Source organism: Aliiglaciecola sp. CAU 1673 (assembly GCF_029223185.1).
Lineage (GTDB): Bacteria > Pseudomonadota > Gammaproteobacteria > Enterobacterales > Alteromonadaceae > Bowmanella.
The window spans coordinates 146,072-162,089 of sequence record NZ_JARHUG010000007.1; the positions used below are offsets into that span (position 1 = coordinate 146,072).

14 protein-coding genes are annotated in these 16,018 nt (G+C 51.8%); 3 read left to right on the plus strand and 11 right to left on the minus strand.

All coding sequences use genetic code 11. The features are described from left to right. The gene (locus tag P2G88_RS08750) at window positions 1–1,083 is read left to right on the plus strand and encodes an efflux RND transporter periplasmic adaptor subunit (protein ID WP_275795479.1); all 1,083 of its coding nucleotides are present in this window, start codon (window positions 1–3) and stop codon (window positions 1,081–1,083) included. Further along, on the plus strand, window positions 1,080–4,142 hold the full coding sequence (locus P2G88_RS08755) for an efflux RND transporter permease subunit (RefSeq protein WP_275795480.1): 3,063 nt from the start codon (window positions 1,080–1,082) through the stop codon (window positions 4,140–4,142). Before P2G88_RS08750 ends, P2G88_RS08755 begins: the two co-directional genes overlap by 4 nt. A 179-nt stretch (window positions 4,143–4,321) precedes the next feature. On the opposite strand, the gene P2G88_RS08760 is transcribed toward P2G88_RS08755, so the two are convergent. From P2G88_RS08760 to recO, 8 genes are all read right to left on the minus strand, one after another. Further along, window positions 4,322–4,744, minus strand: coding sequence for a hypothetical protein (locus P2G88_RS08760; protein WP_275795481.1), 423 nt, complete (start codon window positions 4,742–4,744; stop codon window positions 4,322–4,324). Between the two features lie 222 nt (window positions 4,745–4,966). After that, a complete protein-coding gene (locus P2G88_RS08765; protein ID WP_275795482.1) occupies window positions 4,967–6,217 on the minus strand; it encodes an HD-GYP domain-containing protein in 1,251 nt (416 codons plus the stop codon). A 4-nt stretch (window positions 6,218–6,221) separates the two neighbouring features. Further along, complete coding sequence (mazG, locus tag P2G88_RS08770) at window positions 6,222–7,031, minus strand: nucleoside triphosphate pyrophosphohydrolase (RefSeq protein WP_275795483.1); 810 nt, start codon at window positions 7,029–7,031, stop codon at window positions 6,222–6,224. Window positions 7,032–7,047: 16 nt separating this feature from the next. Then, the gene (gene relA, locus P2G88_RS08775) at window positions 7,048–9,195 is read right to left on the minus strand and encodes a GTP diphosphokinase (protein WP_275795484.1); all 2,148 of its coding nucleotides are present in this window, start codon (window positions 9,193–9,195) and stop codon (window positions 7,048–7,050) included. A gap of 26 nt (window positions 9,196–9,221) precedes the next feature. After that, window positions 9,222–10,556 carry a 23S rRNA (uracil(1939)-C(5))-methyltransferase RlmD gene (gene rlmD / locus P2G88_RS08780; RefSeq protein WP_275795485.1) on the minus strand — a complete coding sequence of 445 codons (1,335 nt, stop codon included), beginning with the start codon at window positions 10,554–10,556 and terminating at the stop codon, window positions 9,222–9,224. Further along, on the minus strand, window positions 10,556–10,936 hold the full coding sequence (gene acpS / locus P2G88_RS08785) for a holo-ACP synthase (RefSeq protein ID WP_275795486.1): 381 nt from the start codon (window positions 10,934–10,936) through the stop codon (window positions 10,556–10,558). The genes rlmD and acpS overlap by 1 nt, the downstream gene beginning before the upstream one ends. 52 nt (window positions 10,937–10,988) lie before the next feature. Next, window positions 10,989–11,720: a pyridoxine 5'-phosphate synthase gene (gene pdxJ, locus P2G88_RS08790; protein ID WP_275795487.1), complete on the minus strand. Its 732-nt coding sequence runs from the start codon at window positions 11,718–11,720 to the stop codon at window positions 10,989–10,991. A 20-nt stretch (window positions 11,721–11,740) separates the two neighbouring features. Next, window positions 11,741–12,436, minus strand: a complete 696-nt coding sequence (recO, locus tag P2G88_RS08795; protein ID WP_275795488.1) for a DNA repair protein RecO — start codon at window positions 12,434–12,436, stop codon at window positions 11,741–11,743. A 121-nt stretch (window positions 12,437–12,557) separates the two neighbouring features. On the opposite strand from recO, the gene P2G88_RS08800 reads away from it, so the two are divergent. Further along, window positions 12,558–13,214 (plus strand): hypothetical protein, encoded by a 657-nt coding sequence (locus P2G88_RS08800; RefSeq protein ID WP_275795489.1) that lies wholly within the window; start codon window positions 12,558–12,560, stop codon window positions 13,212–13,214. On the opposite strand, the gene P2G88_RS08805 is transcribed toward P2G88_RS08800, so the two are convergent. The 3 genes from P2G88_RS08805 to dsbC are packed head-to-tail and all read right to left on the minus strand — an operon-like array spanning window position 13,205 to window position 15,948. Next, window positions 13,205–13,477, minus strand: coding sequence for a hypothetical protein (locus P2G88_RS08805; protein WP_275795490.1), 273 nt, complete (start codon window positions 13,475–13,477; stop codon window positions 13,205–13,207). The genes P2G88_RS08800 and P2G88_RS08805 overlap by 10 nt on opposite strands. Next, the gene (gene recJ, locus P2G88_RS08810) at window positions 13,474–15,198 is read right to left on the minus strand and encodes a single-stranded-DNA-specific exonuclease RecJ (protein ID WP_275795491.1); all 1,725 of its coding nucleotides are present in this window, start codon (window positions 15,196–15,198) and stop codon (window positions 13,474–13,476) included. The genes P2G88_RS08805 and recJ overlap by 4 nt, the downstream gene beginning before the upstream one ends. A 27-nt stretch (window positions 15,199–15,225) precedes the next feature. After that, on the minus strand, window positions 15,226–15,948 hold the full coding sequence (gene dsbC, locus P2G88_RS08815; protein WP_275795492.1) for a bifunctional protein-disulfide isomerase/oxidoreductase DsbC: 723 nt from the start codon (window positions 15,946–15,948) through the stop codon (window positions 15,226–15,228). Between the last annotated feature and the right edge of the window lie 70 nt (window positions 15,949–16,018).

The window sequence follows — 16,018 nt, forward strand, 5'->3', positions numbered from 1 at the left end:
ATGCGACATCAAACATTTGGCGTTTTTTCCACGGGCAGCCTGCTTGGCTTAGTACTCACTCTTAGTGGTTGCAGCGAACCTGAGGCCCCCGAAGTACAGGTCCAGCCCCGTCTGGTAAATACCTATACCATCAGCCGCCAATCAGTGCAGGACTGGTTAGAATTTCCCGGGGTTGTAGAGGCCGCCCAATCGGCCGATTTAGGATTCAGGGTGACCGGAAAACTGGCGACCCTGGAGGTCAATGAAGGGGACACAGTCACCACAGGCCAGGTTCTGGCAACACTGGATGATACTGACTATCAGATCCAATTGAGCAGCCGTCAGGCCGAGTTTGACCAGACCAATGCCGATTTCAACCGGGCCCAAAACCTGCTGAGCCAAAACCTTATCGCCCGGGCTGACTATGACAAGCTCGAAGCTCAGCGCGCAGCATCACTGGCCGCCCTGACCGCCGCCAAGCAGAATGTGCAATACACCAAACTCACCGCCCCATTTGATGGTCGCATCGCCCGTCGCCATGTGGACAACTTTGAAGATGTGTCCACCATGCAGCCCATCTTCACCCTGCAGGACTTGTCCTCTTTGCATATTAAAGTGGATATTCCGGAAACCGTGATGATCAAGTTACGCCAGGATCGGGCATCGAAGATTTTCGCCTCATTTGACTCACTGTCAGACAAACAGTATCCACTGGCCCTGCAGGCCGTCTCCACCGAAGCAGATCCGAGTTCACGAACTTATACCGTGACCCTGAGTATGCCAAGGGTGCCGGATTTGAATATTTTGCCCGGCATGTCCGTTACCGTCAGAGGTTCACAGCAGGAAGACATAGACAGCGCAGTGGTGATGGTGCCGACCCAATCCGTGGTGGAAACCAATGAGGGACGGATTGTCTTTGTGGTGGAAGAGCAGGAACAAGGACTGGGAATTGTGCGCGTGCGTCAAGTCACTACCGGCAAAGTCTCGCAAAACGGTATCCAGGTCACGTCGGGGCTGACCCTGGGCGATAGGGTTGTCACCGCCGGCATGAGCAAGATGGCTGATGGACTGACCGTGCGCACCAGCAAGGAGTGGTCCAAGTGAATATCACTCGCCTAGCCATAGAGAACAACCGCATTACCCTGGTCTTGCTGGTGTTGATTTTCTTCGCCGGCTTTCAGACCTTTAACCAGATGCCACGGGCCTATGATCCGGGTTTTATTGTGCGCACCGCTCAGGTACTGACCTATTTCCCCGGCGCCAGCCCGCAGCGGGTGGAACAGCTGGTGTCGGCACAAATCGAAGAGGCCGTGAAGGAGATCCCGGAACTGGACTTTGTTAAAAGCGAGTCCCGCACCGGCGTGTCTATTGTACTGGTCAACATTAAAGCCGCTTATAAAGACATGCGCCCTATCTGGGACAATCTGCGCCGCAAGATTGAAGACAAGGTGCCGGATCTGCCCGACAACATTGGCGGGCCATTTATCAATGACGAGTTCGGAGATGTGTATGGCATTGTGCTGACAATCACCGGCGAAGGCTTTGACAATGCCCGCCTGCAGGACGTGGCCGATGAGGTAAAAGACACCCTGCAACAGATTCCCGATGCGGCCAAAATTGATATTCTCGGCGCTCAGGAAGAGCGTATTTTTGTGGAATACGACAACGCCCGGTTGTCAGAGTTGGGGATATCTCCCCATCAACTGGCGCAGATGTTAGAGGCCCGCAATATCGTGATTTCCGGTGGCGCCTTTAACCTTGGCAATGAGCGTATAGCGCTGGAACCCACCGGCAACTTTGAATCTGTGGAGGATATCGGAAAGACCGTTATCACCTCGCCTCAGAGTAAACGTCTGGTGATGCTCAGGGACATCGCTCATATTTCCCGCGGCTATGTGGATCCTCCCAGCACACTGGTACACAGCAGTGGTCAGCGCGCCCTGGCAGTGGCAGTTTCCATGCGTGAGGGCGGTAATAATATCGTCCTGGGTGAACAGGTGCTGGCTGCGGTCAACCGCCTCGAACAACGATTTCCCCACGGTATTGAATTTGACCTGGTGAATTTCTCGCCCGCCGAAGTCGATGCCAAGGTTAAGGACTTTATGTCTAACCTGCTGCAGGCCATTGCCGTGGTCACGCTGGTGATGCTGGTCAGCCTGGGTATGCGCACCGGCCTGGTGGTAGCCATGTTAATTCCCACCACTATGTTGCTGTCGCTGATTGTGATGTCATTATTTGACATAGGACTGGACCAGATCTCTTTAGCGGCCCTGATTATTGCCCTGGGCATGTTGGTGGACAATGGCATTGTCATGTCCGAAAGCATCATGGTGCAGATGGAGAAAGGCACCAAAGCGCTGGACGCCGCCATTGCCTCTGCCAATGAACTTAAAGTGCCGCTGCTGACGGCCTCGTTAACCACCTCTGCGGCCTTCCTGCCCATTTATCTGGCAGAGTCCGATGTAGGTGAATTCACTGCGTCACTGTTCAAAGTGGTCACCATCACCCTGCTCTGTTCCTGGGTTATTTCCCTGACCATTATTCCCCTGTTGTGTGTGAAATTCCTGAAAATCACACCCTCAGGCGAGGAATTGAATAAACCGGCCTATGAGTACTATCGTAACTTGTTGAGCTGGATGCTCAGACATAAAGCCGTCACCTTATTGATCACCTCTGCGGTGTTCGCCGTGGCTATCTCCGGGTTGTCCTTATTGCCGAAAATCTTCTTCCCGCCTTCGGATCGCAGTTACTTCAAAATGGAACTGGAATTACCCACCGCTTACACCATTGAAGGTACCGAAGCGGTGGTGGATGCGGTGGAGGGCTTTCTGGCTGACGAGTTGCAGGTCAATGAAGCGCGTCCAGAAGGGATCACCAACTGGGTCAGTTATGTGGGTGATGCCGGACCGCGCTTTTTGCTCTCCCACAATCCTAAACCCTCAAGTTCAAACTATGCCCTGATCGTGGCGAATGTGTCTGATGTTTCGGCTATCCCCAACGCTATGGCGAAGATCCGCCAATATGCGCAGGATCACCATCCGGATCTAACCCTCAAACTCAAACTGATTGAAAATGGTCCCTCGGTGGAAAACCCGGTAGAAGTAAGATTGTCGGGGCTTGATTCAGATCTGCTATTTTTTGCTGTGGAAGAACTTCGCGGCCATTTGCGGCAGATGCCGCAGTTGCAGAATGTCACCGACGACTGGGGACAGCGGATCAAGAAATTACGCATCGACATCGATCAGGTCCGTGCCCAGCGCGCCGGGGTCACCAGTCAGGATATTGCGATCTCCCTGCAATCCGGCCTCACCGGAATGGAGCTGACAGAATACCGGGAGGAGGAAGACTCAATTCCCGTGTTACTGCGCACCGAGGCCAGCGGCCGACAGACGCTCAGCAAGGTAGAGTCTTTATCCGTCTACGCCCAGTCCAGTGGCCATGCCGTGCCCCTGAGCCAGGTGGCCAGCGTGGAAATGGTCTGGGACATTGCCAAAGTGTATCGCCGTAATGGTATCCGTACGGTAACGCTGGGAGCACAGCTTGTGGGAGACGCCAATGCGGCCGCTGTGGTCAGTCAGTTAGATGGCTGGCTGCAAGAACAGCTTCCCCGCTGGCAGAACAGGGTCAGCTATTCATTTGGCGGTGAGCAGGAAAGTTCTGCCAAAGCCAATCAGTCCATTGCAGATAAGCTGTCCATCGCCGGCATGATTATTCTGGTGTTGCTGGTTGCTCAGTTTAACAGTGTACGTAAGTCGCTGATCGTGCTTTCTACTATCCCGCTGGGACTCATTGGCGTAGTCATCGGCTTGTTGGTGGCCCGCTCATACTTTGGCTTTATGACCATTCTGGGGATCGTGTCGCTGGCCGGAATTGTGATCAATAACGCCATTGTTCTGCTGGAACGGATCCAGATTGAACTGGATGCCGGCGTCGCACACTTCGAGGCCATTATCAGTGCCGCTTTGCAGCGTGCCCGGCCGATCCTGCTCACCACCGCCACCACGGTGTTAGGATTGATCCCGTTGTATCTGGGGGGAGGAGCCATGTGGGAGCCGATGGCCATCGCTATCATGGCAGGACTGCTGTTTTCCACCGTTCTCACCCTTGGGGTTATTCCCGTACTGTATGCCTGGCTTTATGGCGTAAAGGCCAAAACAAGCTAGATAAGGTTCAGCCAACACCGGGCAGCACACGCTGCCCTTTTTATTGGAGTCATGATGGTATTCGCCCTTGGCCTCTGGATTGCCAAACAAGAACGCTGGCCGATAAAAAGGCATATGGGGCTGTTACCCAAAAAACAAAGAGATAGGCCACGGCTATGCGCTGATAGCTATCTGATATATCAAGCTTCAACCCACAGCAGAAGACTGGACAGTCCCTGATCTTTAATCAACGTCAGGGACATTTGATATGGTTCTGGATTAGAGATGTGATAATCCAGGGTTTCACGATACGGCAGAAAATCATGCACTTTTTGCGGGCTTCCAAAAAGCGCGATAATTTCTTGTTCATCCATGCCGGGTCGAAGAGCCAGTCCCAACCGCCCCAGAATTTCATCCACTTTATGCAGGGGCAATTCGACCATATCCAGGGCAATTAGCCGGAGTTCATCCGGATGTTTTTTTGAGCGCAAAAATTCGGTTGCGCCAAATGCCTCACCCAGCCAGTCGCGGCCCATAAAACGCCAGCTGTCAAAGGTCTCAATAGTTTCCGGGGCCAGAAACTGAGCCAATCTGAGACTGAAGAAATGTTTATGCGGCAGCAAAGGACGTCCTTGAATGTCGTCAAAGCAGCGCTGATTTATCCTACCTCTGATAAACGACGCTTTACCAACTGGCTGTTTTCTTTAGCTTAAGTATTGCATAAGTCGCGCAGGTCGTTAGGGATATCGAAGCTTACATGGGAAATTGTTGAGGACGAAGCATCGATTGAAATGCATCTCCACCAAAGAAGGCTCCAATTTTAAGTAAAAAAATGCGGGGACTTATCAGCCCTTATCCACAAAATAGCTGATGCGGGCGCGTGGATTGAGGTATTCAAATACCGGTTGTGGTAACTGGGCGGGTTTGAGCACCCTATCGATTTTGACGTCGCTGTCCTTGAGATCGATCATCGGCGCTTCAGTGCTGGGTACACTGCCATCATATAGCAGCACCGAGGGATTAAGCAGGTCGGCGGTATTCACCGACATCACCATACCAACCCGCTTGTCAGTAAGTTGAACTAAAGAGCCCGGTGGATAAACACCAAGCAAGGTCACCAGGACCTTGGTTTCCCGATCGGCCAGCTTGCCCTTCATCTGCTTAAACAGATGAGAAAGCGCAGCATAAGGGATCTTACCTGGCTCGCCCCGGTTGGGATGACAGAGATTGTCATATTGATTGACCAGGACCAGGATCTTGGCCAAGGGATGCATATCCGTGCCCTTAAGGCCGCGGGGGTAACCACTGCCGTCTTCAAATTCGTGGTGTTGCAGCACCAAAGGTAATAGTGACTTGGGGAAGTTATCGGACAACGACAATAATTCGACGCCATACTGGCAGTGCATCTTCAGCAGGTTTTCTTCGGGTTTAGTCAGGGCGCCAGGCTTTCTCAGGACCGAGGTTGGGATCTTGAGCTTCCCCACATCGTGAAACAGTGCCGCCAGCCCAAGATCTTTTGCATCCTGCTTACTCAATTTGCATTGCTTCGCCATCATCATGGCCAGCACAGAGACATTCAGCGAATGAAAGTAGAGATCTTCACCTTGTTTGTCTGGGTTCATCAGGTGCAAGACCACACTGCCCTCATCCATGATCATATCGGCCATATCACCGATCATCTGCTGGGCATCCTCAATCGCTTCCAGTGGACGGCTACCCAACTTGCCCATCAGGTTGCGAACCTGGATCATACTGCGTTGAAAGGCTTTCTCGGTTCTTTGCAGACTGCGACGGAAATCCTTTAAGCGCTCAATCCGCTCCCTTTTCTCCCTTTCCATCTGCTCTTTGAGTTTGAGTACTTCCGGATCTTCTGCCTCTACCACAACAGGCTTTTTAGGCATGGGCGGTACGGCAACATCACTTTTATCCTGGTCAATGACCACAAAGGGCAGTTTCAGGGAGCGGATCACCCGGATCTGTTCATCGGTGGAGAGCTTAAAGCTGTTGAACAGGAAAGGATGCTTCATCCAACCCGAAGGCAATCTCACATACATACCAACCAGCAGTTGATCGGGATGGATTTTCAGCTTAGCCACAGAATTAGTCCTTCTTTACCCGCTGCCACACTCTTTCCATCTCCTCCAGGCTACAATCAGCTAGCTGTTTGCCCTGTTTGTGAATATGGTCTTCTACCTGACGAAAGCGCTTTTCAAATTTATTGTTGGCGCGCCTTAGCAATGTTTCCGGATCCTTTTTCAGCTTACGGGCAAGGTTGACGGTAGCGAAGAGTAAATCACCCAGTTCTTCTTCCAGGGCTTGTTCATCAAGATGGGGCTTGTTCAGTTCTACTTTGACCTCCAGGATCTCTTCCTGGATTTTGTCGAATACACCGTCCGTATCAGGCCAGTCAAAGCCAACAGTGGCACAACGTTTTTGCAACTTGGCAGCACGTTTTAAGGCGGGCAGCGTTTGCGGAATATTGTCTAACAGGCTGGCGATACCCTCGCTTAATTTGTCCTGACGCTCTTTGGCCTTTTCCGCTTCCCAGTTGGCTTTAACCTGTGACTCATCAAAATCCTGGTTGGCAAATACATGGGGATGACGGCGGATAAGCTTTTCCACCATGCCCCCTGCGATGGCATCAAAATCAAACCAGGCTTTTTCCTTTCCCAATCTGGCATAGAACACCACTTGAAACAGCAAGTCACCGAGCTCTTCGCGAATATCCTCAGGATTGCCCTTTTCGATGGCATCTACCACCTCATATACCTCTTCGATGGTAAAAGGCACGATGGTGGAAAAATCCTGCTTGAGATCCCAGGGACAGCCCCCTACCGGATCCCTCAGCCTGTCCATCACCCAAAGCAGTTGTTCGATGGCGCTATGTGAGGGATCAGGCTGCTGTTTCAAAGGCTAACTCCGGTGATTAGTGCTCGATACGCTTGATTTCATGAATGCCGTTTATCTGCTTGATCCTGGCCATCATCTTGGCCAGCGCGTTAAGATCCTTAACCTCAATTTTAAGCACAATTCGGGCGTGGTGATCTTTATGATTGCTGTGGCTGTTAACCGCCAGCAAGCCGACTTTCTCATTGGCCAACACCGTGGTGATGTCTCTTAAGATGCCATCCCTGTCAGCACAGCGAATATCCACTTCTGTCTGAAACGCACCACTGGGCGCTCCAGCCCAATGCACATCCAGCATACGCTCAGGATGTTCCTCTGTCAGATGCGCCAATTGTTCACAATCTTCGCGGTGGACGCTAACGCCTCGGCCAATGGTGATATAGCCAACTATGGGGTCTCCCGGCAGCGGCTGACAACATCCGGCTAATTGGGTCATTAAATTGCCCACGCCTTCGACCACCACGGCGCCTTTACCCTGCCCCTGACCGGAGCGAGTTTTAATTCTGGGATCCATGCTTGGCGGCGGCGCATGGCGCTGCTGCAGGAAATTAACCACCTGATTCAAACGCAGATCGCCACCACCAATGGCCACATAGAGATCATCCAGGCTGGCCATATTGAATTTCTCAAGAGCCTCAGCCGCTTCCTTGGCAGGCAGGCCAACACGCTGCAGTTCTTTTTCCAGTGTCTCTTTACCGGCGGCCAGATTTTTATCCCGGTCCAGCTTCTTAAACCAGGTGTGGATCTTGGCGCGGGCCCTTGAGGAATGCACATAGCCTAAGTTCGGATTCATCCAGTCGCGGCTGGGATTAGGTTGTTTACCAGTGAGGATTTCCACCTGATCGCCGGTTTGCAACTGGTAAGTAAAAGGCACAATCCGACCTGATACCTTAGCGCCGATACAGCGATGGCCCACATTACTATGAATGTAATAGGCGAAATCCAGCGGTGTGGAGCCAAGAGGCAAATCCACCACATCGCCTTTGGGGGTAAACACATAAACCCGGTCATCAAATACCTGACTACGCAGTTCTTCAACCAAATCGCCCGACTCGGCCATTTCTTCCTGCCACAGCAGAATCTTGCGTAGCCAGTTAATCTTATCTTCATAGCCGGAACGCCCGCCGGCGGTACCTTCTTTGTATTTCCAGTGGGCCGCCACCCCCAGCTCCGCATCTTGATGCATCTGCTGGGTACGAATTTGAATTTCCACCGAACGGCCGGCCGGTCCCACAATCACCGTATGAATAGACTGATAACCATTAGGTTTAGGTGTAGCGATATAATCATCGAACTCGCGTGGAATATGCTTCCAATTGGCATGAACGGTGCCTAATGCGCCATAACAATCCTGAAGCCTGTCGGCGATAATACGCACTGCACGGATATCGAAAAGCTCGTCAAAATCAAGATGCTTCTTCTGCATCTTCTTCCAGATACTGTATATATGCTTGGGACGACCATAGACCTGGGCGCGAATTTGCTGCTCTTCTAATTTGGCCTGCAAACTGGTGACGAAATCGTCTATATAACGCTCTCTGTCCTCGCGCTTTTCATCCAATAACTTGGCAATCTGCTTGTAGGTCTCAGGGTGCAGGAAGCGAAAGGCCATATCCTCCAGCTCCCATTTCAGCTGTCCTATGCCTAATCGATTGGCCAGAGGCGCATAAATACTGGCGCACTCCCGAGCCACCAGTACCCGGGTTTCCTCATCGGCACTTTTCACCTGATGCAGCGCACAGACCCGTTCGGCGAGCTTGATCACCACCGCACGCACATCTTCCACCATAGACAACAACATACGGCGCAGGTTATCAATTTGCGCTTCGTCTTTACGGGCATGTTTACTGTGCAGATTGCGGATAGCCGCCATGCGACGCACACCTTCCACCAGCTTCCAGACATTGGCACCCAAGCGATCGGTGATCTGCTGCTCAGTCCACTGCTCTGCTTCCACCAGGGGCAGCATCAGCGCCGTTTGCAGAGTCTCATCGTCCATATGCAGTTCGTGCAGGATTTCCACCATCTCACGTCCTGCACTGGGCAAATTAAAACGGTCCTGCAAGGCTTGTAGCTTGTCGGCAGTGCCTTTAGGCAGTTGCAAAGACGTCAACCATTCCTCGAATGGCACGCTGACCTGTTTATGCACTTTGCGAATTGAGACCATTTTCTATCCTGTAGAACGCTGGCGGGTTATTTGGGTACCAATAATGCCATGAGTTCGGTATGGGCGGTGCCCGGGAACATATCCATCAGACCTATTCTATCCAGTCGCCAACCTTTCTCAACCAACAGACCTGCATCCCGGGCGAAGGTCGCCGGATTGCAGGACACATAAAGCACTTGCTTAGGTGCAAGACGAGGAAGATATGGCATCAGGGCCTGTGCCCCGGCTCGTGCCGGGTCAAGCAATATCTTATCCACCTGCCCAATGCTTTTTATTAAGGCGTCGAGCTGTTTGCTATCGGATAAATCCACTTGCTTGAATTGAGCATCCAATCCATGTGCCTGTGCATTGCCTAAAGCTCTTTCCACCATCGGCTTCAGGCCTTCAAAGCCGCTGACTTGCGCCCCTTGTTTTGCCATGGGCAGGCTGAAATTGCCCACCCCACAGAAAAAATCCAAAACCTTTTCACCAGGCTGAATGTCCAGCCAGGACAGAGCCTGTGCCACCATCGCCTGGTTTAGTGGGCCGTTGACCTGCACGAAATCGTTGGTCCCGACCTTAAGACTGATATCCGGCATTGGGGCGTAGCTTGCTTCTCCTTGGGGCCCCGCCAAATGCTCGAACTGTCCCTGATTGTTTTCAAGCAGCAATTGGCAACCATGTTTATCGGCAAAATCCACCAGCGCGTTGCGATCTGCCTCGCTAAGCGGGCGGGTGACGCGAAGACACAACTGCAGCAGATTATCGGCATCAAACAGACTGATATGGCCCAGGTGTTTTACCCCTTTAAGGCGTTTCAGCAGCGGCAACAAGGCTGGCAGCAGGGCTTGTAACGCGCTGGTGAGCACCTGACATTCGTGAATGCCCACCACTTTGTCGCTAGCCTTGGCGCGAAAACCAATACGTACATCATTGTCACGCTGGGCATCAATGGCCAGTCGTGCCTTACGCCGGTAGCCTTTGTCCGCTCCCATCAGCGCCGCTTGCCATGGCAGTGTATCGATATGTCCAAGACGAGAGAGCAACTCTCCCACAGCCTTTGTTTTGTGCCGCAATAAATCAGCCTGGCCGATATGCTGATTCTGACAGCCACCACAGTCGTTAATATGTGGACAAAAAGGGACAATACGTTCGTTGGACGCTTTTTGCACCTTGGTGGCAATGCCATGCCAGACTTTGCTTTTCTGCTCGGTGATGCGCACATCCACCTGCTCGCCAGGTAATGCCCCTTCCACAAACACCACAGGTTGATGGCTGCGACAGACCCCAAGACCGCCATGCTCCATGTCATCAATGACCAGGCTGACCTTGCCAACCGGCTTGGACTTAGGCTTCTTTGGCGCCTTATAAATCTGTACCATCAGACACGCTCCAAAATCACTGTTGCCACGGCGTAGTGCTGCTCATCGGCGATGCTGATGTGGCTGTGAGTCACGCCCATTTGCTCACAGTGGGTCAGTAATTGCCCCGACAAACGCAAGCAAGGCTGGCCGGACTCATGATGGCCAATTTCCATCTGCTGGAAACTGATCCCCCTGCCAATGCCTACACCAGCGGCTTTGACCGCCGCTTCTTTGGCAGCAAAACGTTTGGCCAGGAAGCGCTCCGGAAACTTACTCTGACGAAACTCCGCCAGCTCCACCTCAGTGAGCACACGCTCAGCCAGACGCCCGGACTTTTCCAGTTGCGCTTGCATACGGGCGATTTCAACGATATCTGTGCCAATGCCGACTATAGACATAGCGAATCCCGGTTAGGCATAAGGGGTGAGGGGTAAGAACTGAGGCAGTGCATTATTGGCGAGCCTCTAACATCAGACGCTTCATGTCGGCCACGGCTTTGTGCAAGCCGTCAAAAACGGCGCGCCCGACAATGGCATGGCCGATATTCAGCTCAACAATCTCTTTAATGGCAGCGACAGGTTTGACGTTATGATAGGTCAGGCCATGGCCGGCGTTGACTTTCAAACCCAGGCTATGGGCGTATTTTACCCCGTCGATAATCTTAACAAGCTCTGCCTGCTGGGCCTTTTCACCATGGGCTTCGGCATATTGGCCGGTATGGATCTCAATATACTCGGCGCCACTGGCTTTGGCCGCGTCAATTTGCCTTTTGTCAGCATCAATAAACAAGGACACGATGATGTCCTCTGCAGCCAGCTGCGCGCAGGCTTGCTTGATACGCTCCTGATTACCAGCCACATCCAACCCGCCTTCGGTGGTCAACTCTTCGCGTTTTTCTGGCACCAGGCAGCAGAATTCCGGCTTGATCCGAAGCGCTATGGCCAGCATTTCTTCGGTTACCGCCATTTCCAGATTCATGCGGGTTTGCAGCGTCTGGCGTAATAGCTCCACATCACGATCGATAATATGTCGACGATCTTCACGCAAATGAATGGTGATACCGTCAGCACCGGCGCGCTCAGCGATTTCAGCCGCATGCACAGGATCAGGATAGGCAGTGCCCCTGGCGTTACGAAGCGTGGCGACGTGGTCGATATTGACGCCAAGGAGAATGTCTTTCATTAAATATGCTCCACTCATTTCTACTGTCCGGATATAAAAAGTTCTCTGCTTTTCAGGGGTTTATCCCCTAACAACGGGCGCAGGGCAAGCCTGGTTAACAGTTTAGCCGCCTTTAAGGATTGCGGATGCCAGTCAGCACGGCCAATGGCCAGCAACTGATCGCCCTCAAAACACACTGGCGCATTGTGCAGTACCCTGACAAACCCCATTTCATGCTCAAAGCGGTAGCGTTGCAGTGGCTCAATAGGTGCGCCAGACTCCGCTTCATTAACGAAGTCCAGTTCATAGCCTAACTGAGACAACAACAACAACTCATATTCGCGCAGGATCGGCTCAATGGCTTCTCCCGCACATAGCTGCTGCAAACATTGCTGATAGGCATGAAAGAGCGCCGGAAATGGCAACTCTGAGGGCAATAAGCGTTGTAGCAACTCGTTCAAATACAGCCCGCAAAACAGGGCATTGCCTTGTAGCTGAAAATGCTGGCCGGCAGATTCAACCGAGCGCAGGGTTTTCAGTTCGTGCTTACCTACCAAGCATAATTCGATAGGCTGGAAGGGCTGAAGTAAACTACGATTGGCGCTTTTCGCACTGCGCACCCCTTTGGCCACCAGGCTCTGCCGACCTTGTTCGGCACTGAAGATATCCACCAGGAAACTGGTTTCCCGGTATGGACGTCTGTGCAACACAAATGCCTGGCACAACCCGCTATTCAAGTTCTTGCCTTTGGTTTTAAAAAAGGAGCGTCAGTATAAGGTAATCTGTGATCCCGCCATAGGTTTCTCTTGAGTATCTAAGCTGCTATCCCTATGCTGTTGCGGCGAAATTGAGGGACCTATGCGAATTTCTAGCTTACTTTGCCTATGCGTGATTGCCATCACTGGCTGCGATAATCAACCTGTAAAAACAGACTCCATGCTGCACCTTGAGAAAGTACAGCAACAAGTGCAGCTGCTGATCGATAAGTTGGATGCGCAAATGACGCCTGAAGTTTTAGCAGTACCGCAGCAAAATGTGTCGACCATCCTTTATGCCTACGAACTGCTGGCGCAAATTGATGAAGTCTATCGACAGGGACAGGTAAAGGATCTACGTCCAGCATCGTTGCGTGCAATCGAGAATGACCTGCGTTCCCTTAATACTGCACTGGCGACCTACAGCATCGAACTGATGGACCAACTGGTAGAGAAGACCTTGTCACTGCGGCAAAAAATCTCAGCGATAAAAATGGCTGAGGTGGGCGCAGCAAAGGCTTCCAGTGAAACTTCCATTGCCATTTTTGCAAAACATTACAACGAGGATATAGAGGCCTGTTGTTTGAGGGATATTTATAAAGTCCGACAGATTCTGGCCACTTATGAACGGAAGCAATTTGAGGCACTTATTGCTTTTTCAGGCAACGTCACTTCAGAGCTGGTGTCAATTCTGCAGGACCCTGACGCTGCGCACGCTTATAAACAGAAACTAACTCAGCTGCACCCCTCTCAGCTCTGACGAATGCGCACTACCTTCATATACTCAAAGTCGATGCCCGCCACCTGCTCAGTTTGCGGATAGTAGGTCACATTCACTAGTGCGCCTTTTAAGCTTTTGTAAGGCTTTTTACGCCTGAACTTAAAAGGCACATCTACATCCTCCAGCATGATGGTATTCACAAACCAATCGTCCTCCTCCCGCTGTACATGGGAGGCGACCTTCATTTGCTCGGAATGAACCAGGTTCGGGTGTTTTTCGAGGAGTTTTTTGATCTTCTTCATAAGGGTGCAAGGGCATCCACCAGCAACTGCAAACTGGTTTTACCGCGAAAATGGTTGATATCCAGCTTATAGGCTAGCTGGGCCTGACGAATTTGACGATTTGGCCATACCGACAAGTCCACATTAAAAGCGATGGCATCAAGCAAGGTGCCAGCGGGATGGCGGACCATCATCTTTAAGTGTTTATCGCCCACCAGGCGCTGATCTACCAGTTCAAATTTGCCATCAAACAGAGGCTCCTCAAAGCCTTGTCCCCAGGGACCTGCGTCCTTAAGTAATTGCGCAAATTCCAGGGTCAGTTCATCGCCTTCAAGCTCGCCATCACTGATAATTTCACCCTCCAGAGCACGCCCGGCCAGCCACTCAGAGGCCACTTGTTGATAGACCTGCTCAAAAGCGGGCAGATTAGCCTGTTTAAGTGACAACCCAGCCGCCATGGCATGACCGCCGAACTTATCGATGATCCCCGGATAACGGCTATTGATCTCTTCCAGTAAGTCGCGAATATGCAGACCCGGGATAGAGCGGGCAGACCCCTTGATCACTTCGTCATCCTGATGGGCAAAAGCGATAGTAGGCCTGAAATACTTATCCTTAATTCGACCGGCCAAGATGCCGATCACCCCCTGATGCCAATCGGGTTGATAAAGCACTAAGCCGGCAGGCAAGCTTTGCTCATTAAATTGCAGTGTCTCCAGACTTTGCAGCGCTTCGGCCTGCATTCCGCTTTCTATCTCCCGTCGCTCTCGATTGAGGCTGTCCAGCTGTATAGCAATGGAGCGGGCCAGAGCGGTATCTTCTGCCAGCAGGCATTCGATACCCAATGCCATATCCTCTAAACGACCAGCAGCATTGAGTCTTGGCCCCAGCACAAATCCCAGATCCGATGCCTGGATTTGGTGCGGTGTGCGTCCTGCTACTTCAAGCATGGCCAAAATACCTGGTCTGCAGCGACCACTGCGAATACGTTGCAACCCCTGATGGACCAAAATTCGGTTGTTGCGATCCAGGCGTACCACATCAGCTACGGTGCCCAATGCCACTAAGTCCAACAGTTCTACCAACTTGGGAACAGGCATATTGCGCGCTGCAAACCAACCTTGCTGCTCCAGATGGCGACAAAGTGCCAGCATCAGATAAAAGGCGACGCCGACACCGGCCAAATGTTTGGAGGGGAAATCGCAGCCGGGCAGATTAGGATTCACGATGGCCTCGGCGTCGGGCAGTTGGGATGCAGGTAAGTGATGATCGGTAATCACCAGTTCCAGCCCCAATGCTTTTGCCTGCGCCGCTCCCTGCAAACAGGCAATACCGTTGTCGACAGTGATCAGGACTTCTGCACCCTGACGATGGGCCAACTCGACTATCTGTGGACTTAAGCCATAGCCAAAATCGAAGCGGTTGGGCACAAGATAGCCGAGCTTGTTGGCGCCCATGGCTTTCAGAGCAAGCATACAAAGTGCAGTGCTGGTAGCACCATCGGCATCAAAATCACCAATAATGGTCAGGGCTTTACCCTGCTCCAAGGCGCAGGCCAGCACCTGTACCGCTTGGTCAATGCCTTTTAATGCCTGGTAATGTGCCAAATCTTTATTACTGCGGGCCAACTGCTGCGCACAATCAACGCCACGGGCGGCATAGATGGCTTGCAGTCTGGCGGGCAGTTCAGAGGCGTTATCCTGCCAGGAGGACGACTCCCGACGTTTTATCTTTAATTTCATGGGCAAAAAAAGGGAGCATCTGCCCCCTTAAGAATGATTTTCGCGAAGAATTTCGGCCAATTGCTCAGGCGGCTGATAGCCTGGGATCATACTGCCATCGTCAAGGATAATGGCGGGCGTACCCTGAATACCAATTTGCTGACCAAAGTCATATTGCTCGCCCACTTTGCTGGGACAGCTTTTTCCTTTAACAGACTTACCGGCTTTGGCCATGGTCAGCGCTTCCTGACGATTCTCAGCGCACCAAACGGAGATCATATTTTCAAAACCTTCACTACCTGGTCCACCACGCGGGAATGCCAGATAGTTAACAGTGATACCGAGGCGATTGTATTCATCAATCTGTGAGTGAAGTTTGCGGCAATAACCGCAGGTAATATCAGTGAATACAGATACCTGATACTTCTCGTTTTTGGCTTTAAAGCTGATTGCCGAACCATTGAAGCCTTTGATACCTTCAAGACGAAGCGCCGAAAGAGCTTCCTCGGTCTCGTTACGAAGACCTTCGTTCAGATTAAACACCCGGCCATGAAGCAGAAACTGACCATTTTCGCTGACATAGAACAATCCACGATTGGTAAAGGCCTGTAACAAACCTGGCACCGGAGAGGGTTCAATAGTAGTGACAGTAAAACCCAGCTCACCGGTGAGTTTTGCCAGCGCTTCGGCGTATTTATCCTCAGCACTGCTGCCCAAAGAAACTAATGAGAGCAGCACAGCGGCCAGGGAAATCTTAAGTTTTGTCTTCATCTATATCTTCGCTACCAAGTGAATCTAATCGTTAGACCAGCATTAACTGAAAAAGGTTACAGAGCGATGC

What these genes read in the sequence shown, in the direction of transcription:
- P2G88_RS08750 (WP_275795479.1), top strand. Translation starts at nt 1, where the DNA reads ATGCGACATCAAACATTTGGCGTTTTTTCCACGGGCAGCCTGCTTGGC.
- relA (WP_275795484.1), bottom strand. Translation starts at nt 9,195, where the DNA reads ATGGTCTCAATTCGCAAAGTGCATAAACAGGTCAGCGTGCCATTCGAG.
- rlmD (WP_275795485.1), bottom strand. Translation starts at nt 10,556, where the DNA reads ATGGTACAGATTTATAAGGCGCCAAAGAAGCCTAAGTCCAAGCCGGTT.
- acpS (WP_275795486.1), bottom strand. Translation starts at nt 10,936, where the DNA reads ATGTCTATAGTCGGCATTGGCACAGATATCGTTGAAATCGCCCGTATG.
- pdxJ (WP_275795487.1), bottom strand. Translation starts at nt 11,720, where the DNA reads ATGAAAGACATTCTCCTTGGCGTCAATATCGACCACGTCGCCACGCTT.
- P2G88_RS08800 (WP_275795489.1), top strand. Translation starts at nt 12,558, where the DNA reads ATGCGAATTTCTAGCTTACTTTGCCTATGCGTGATTGCCATCACTGGC.
- P2G88_RS08805 (WP_275795490.1), bottom strand. Translation starts at nt 13,477, where the DNA reads ATGAAGAAGATCAAAAAACTCCTCGAAAAACACCCGAACCTGGTTCAT.
- recJ (WP_275795491.1), bottom strand. Translation starts at nt 15,198, where the DNA reads ATGAAATTAAAGATAAAACGTCGGGAGTCGTCCTCCTGGCAGGATAAC.
- dsbC (WP_275795492.1), bottom strand. Translation starts at nt 15,948, where the DNA reads ATGAAGACAAAACTTAAGATTTCCCTGGCCGCTGTGCTGCTCTCATTA.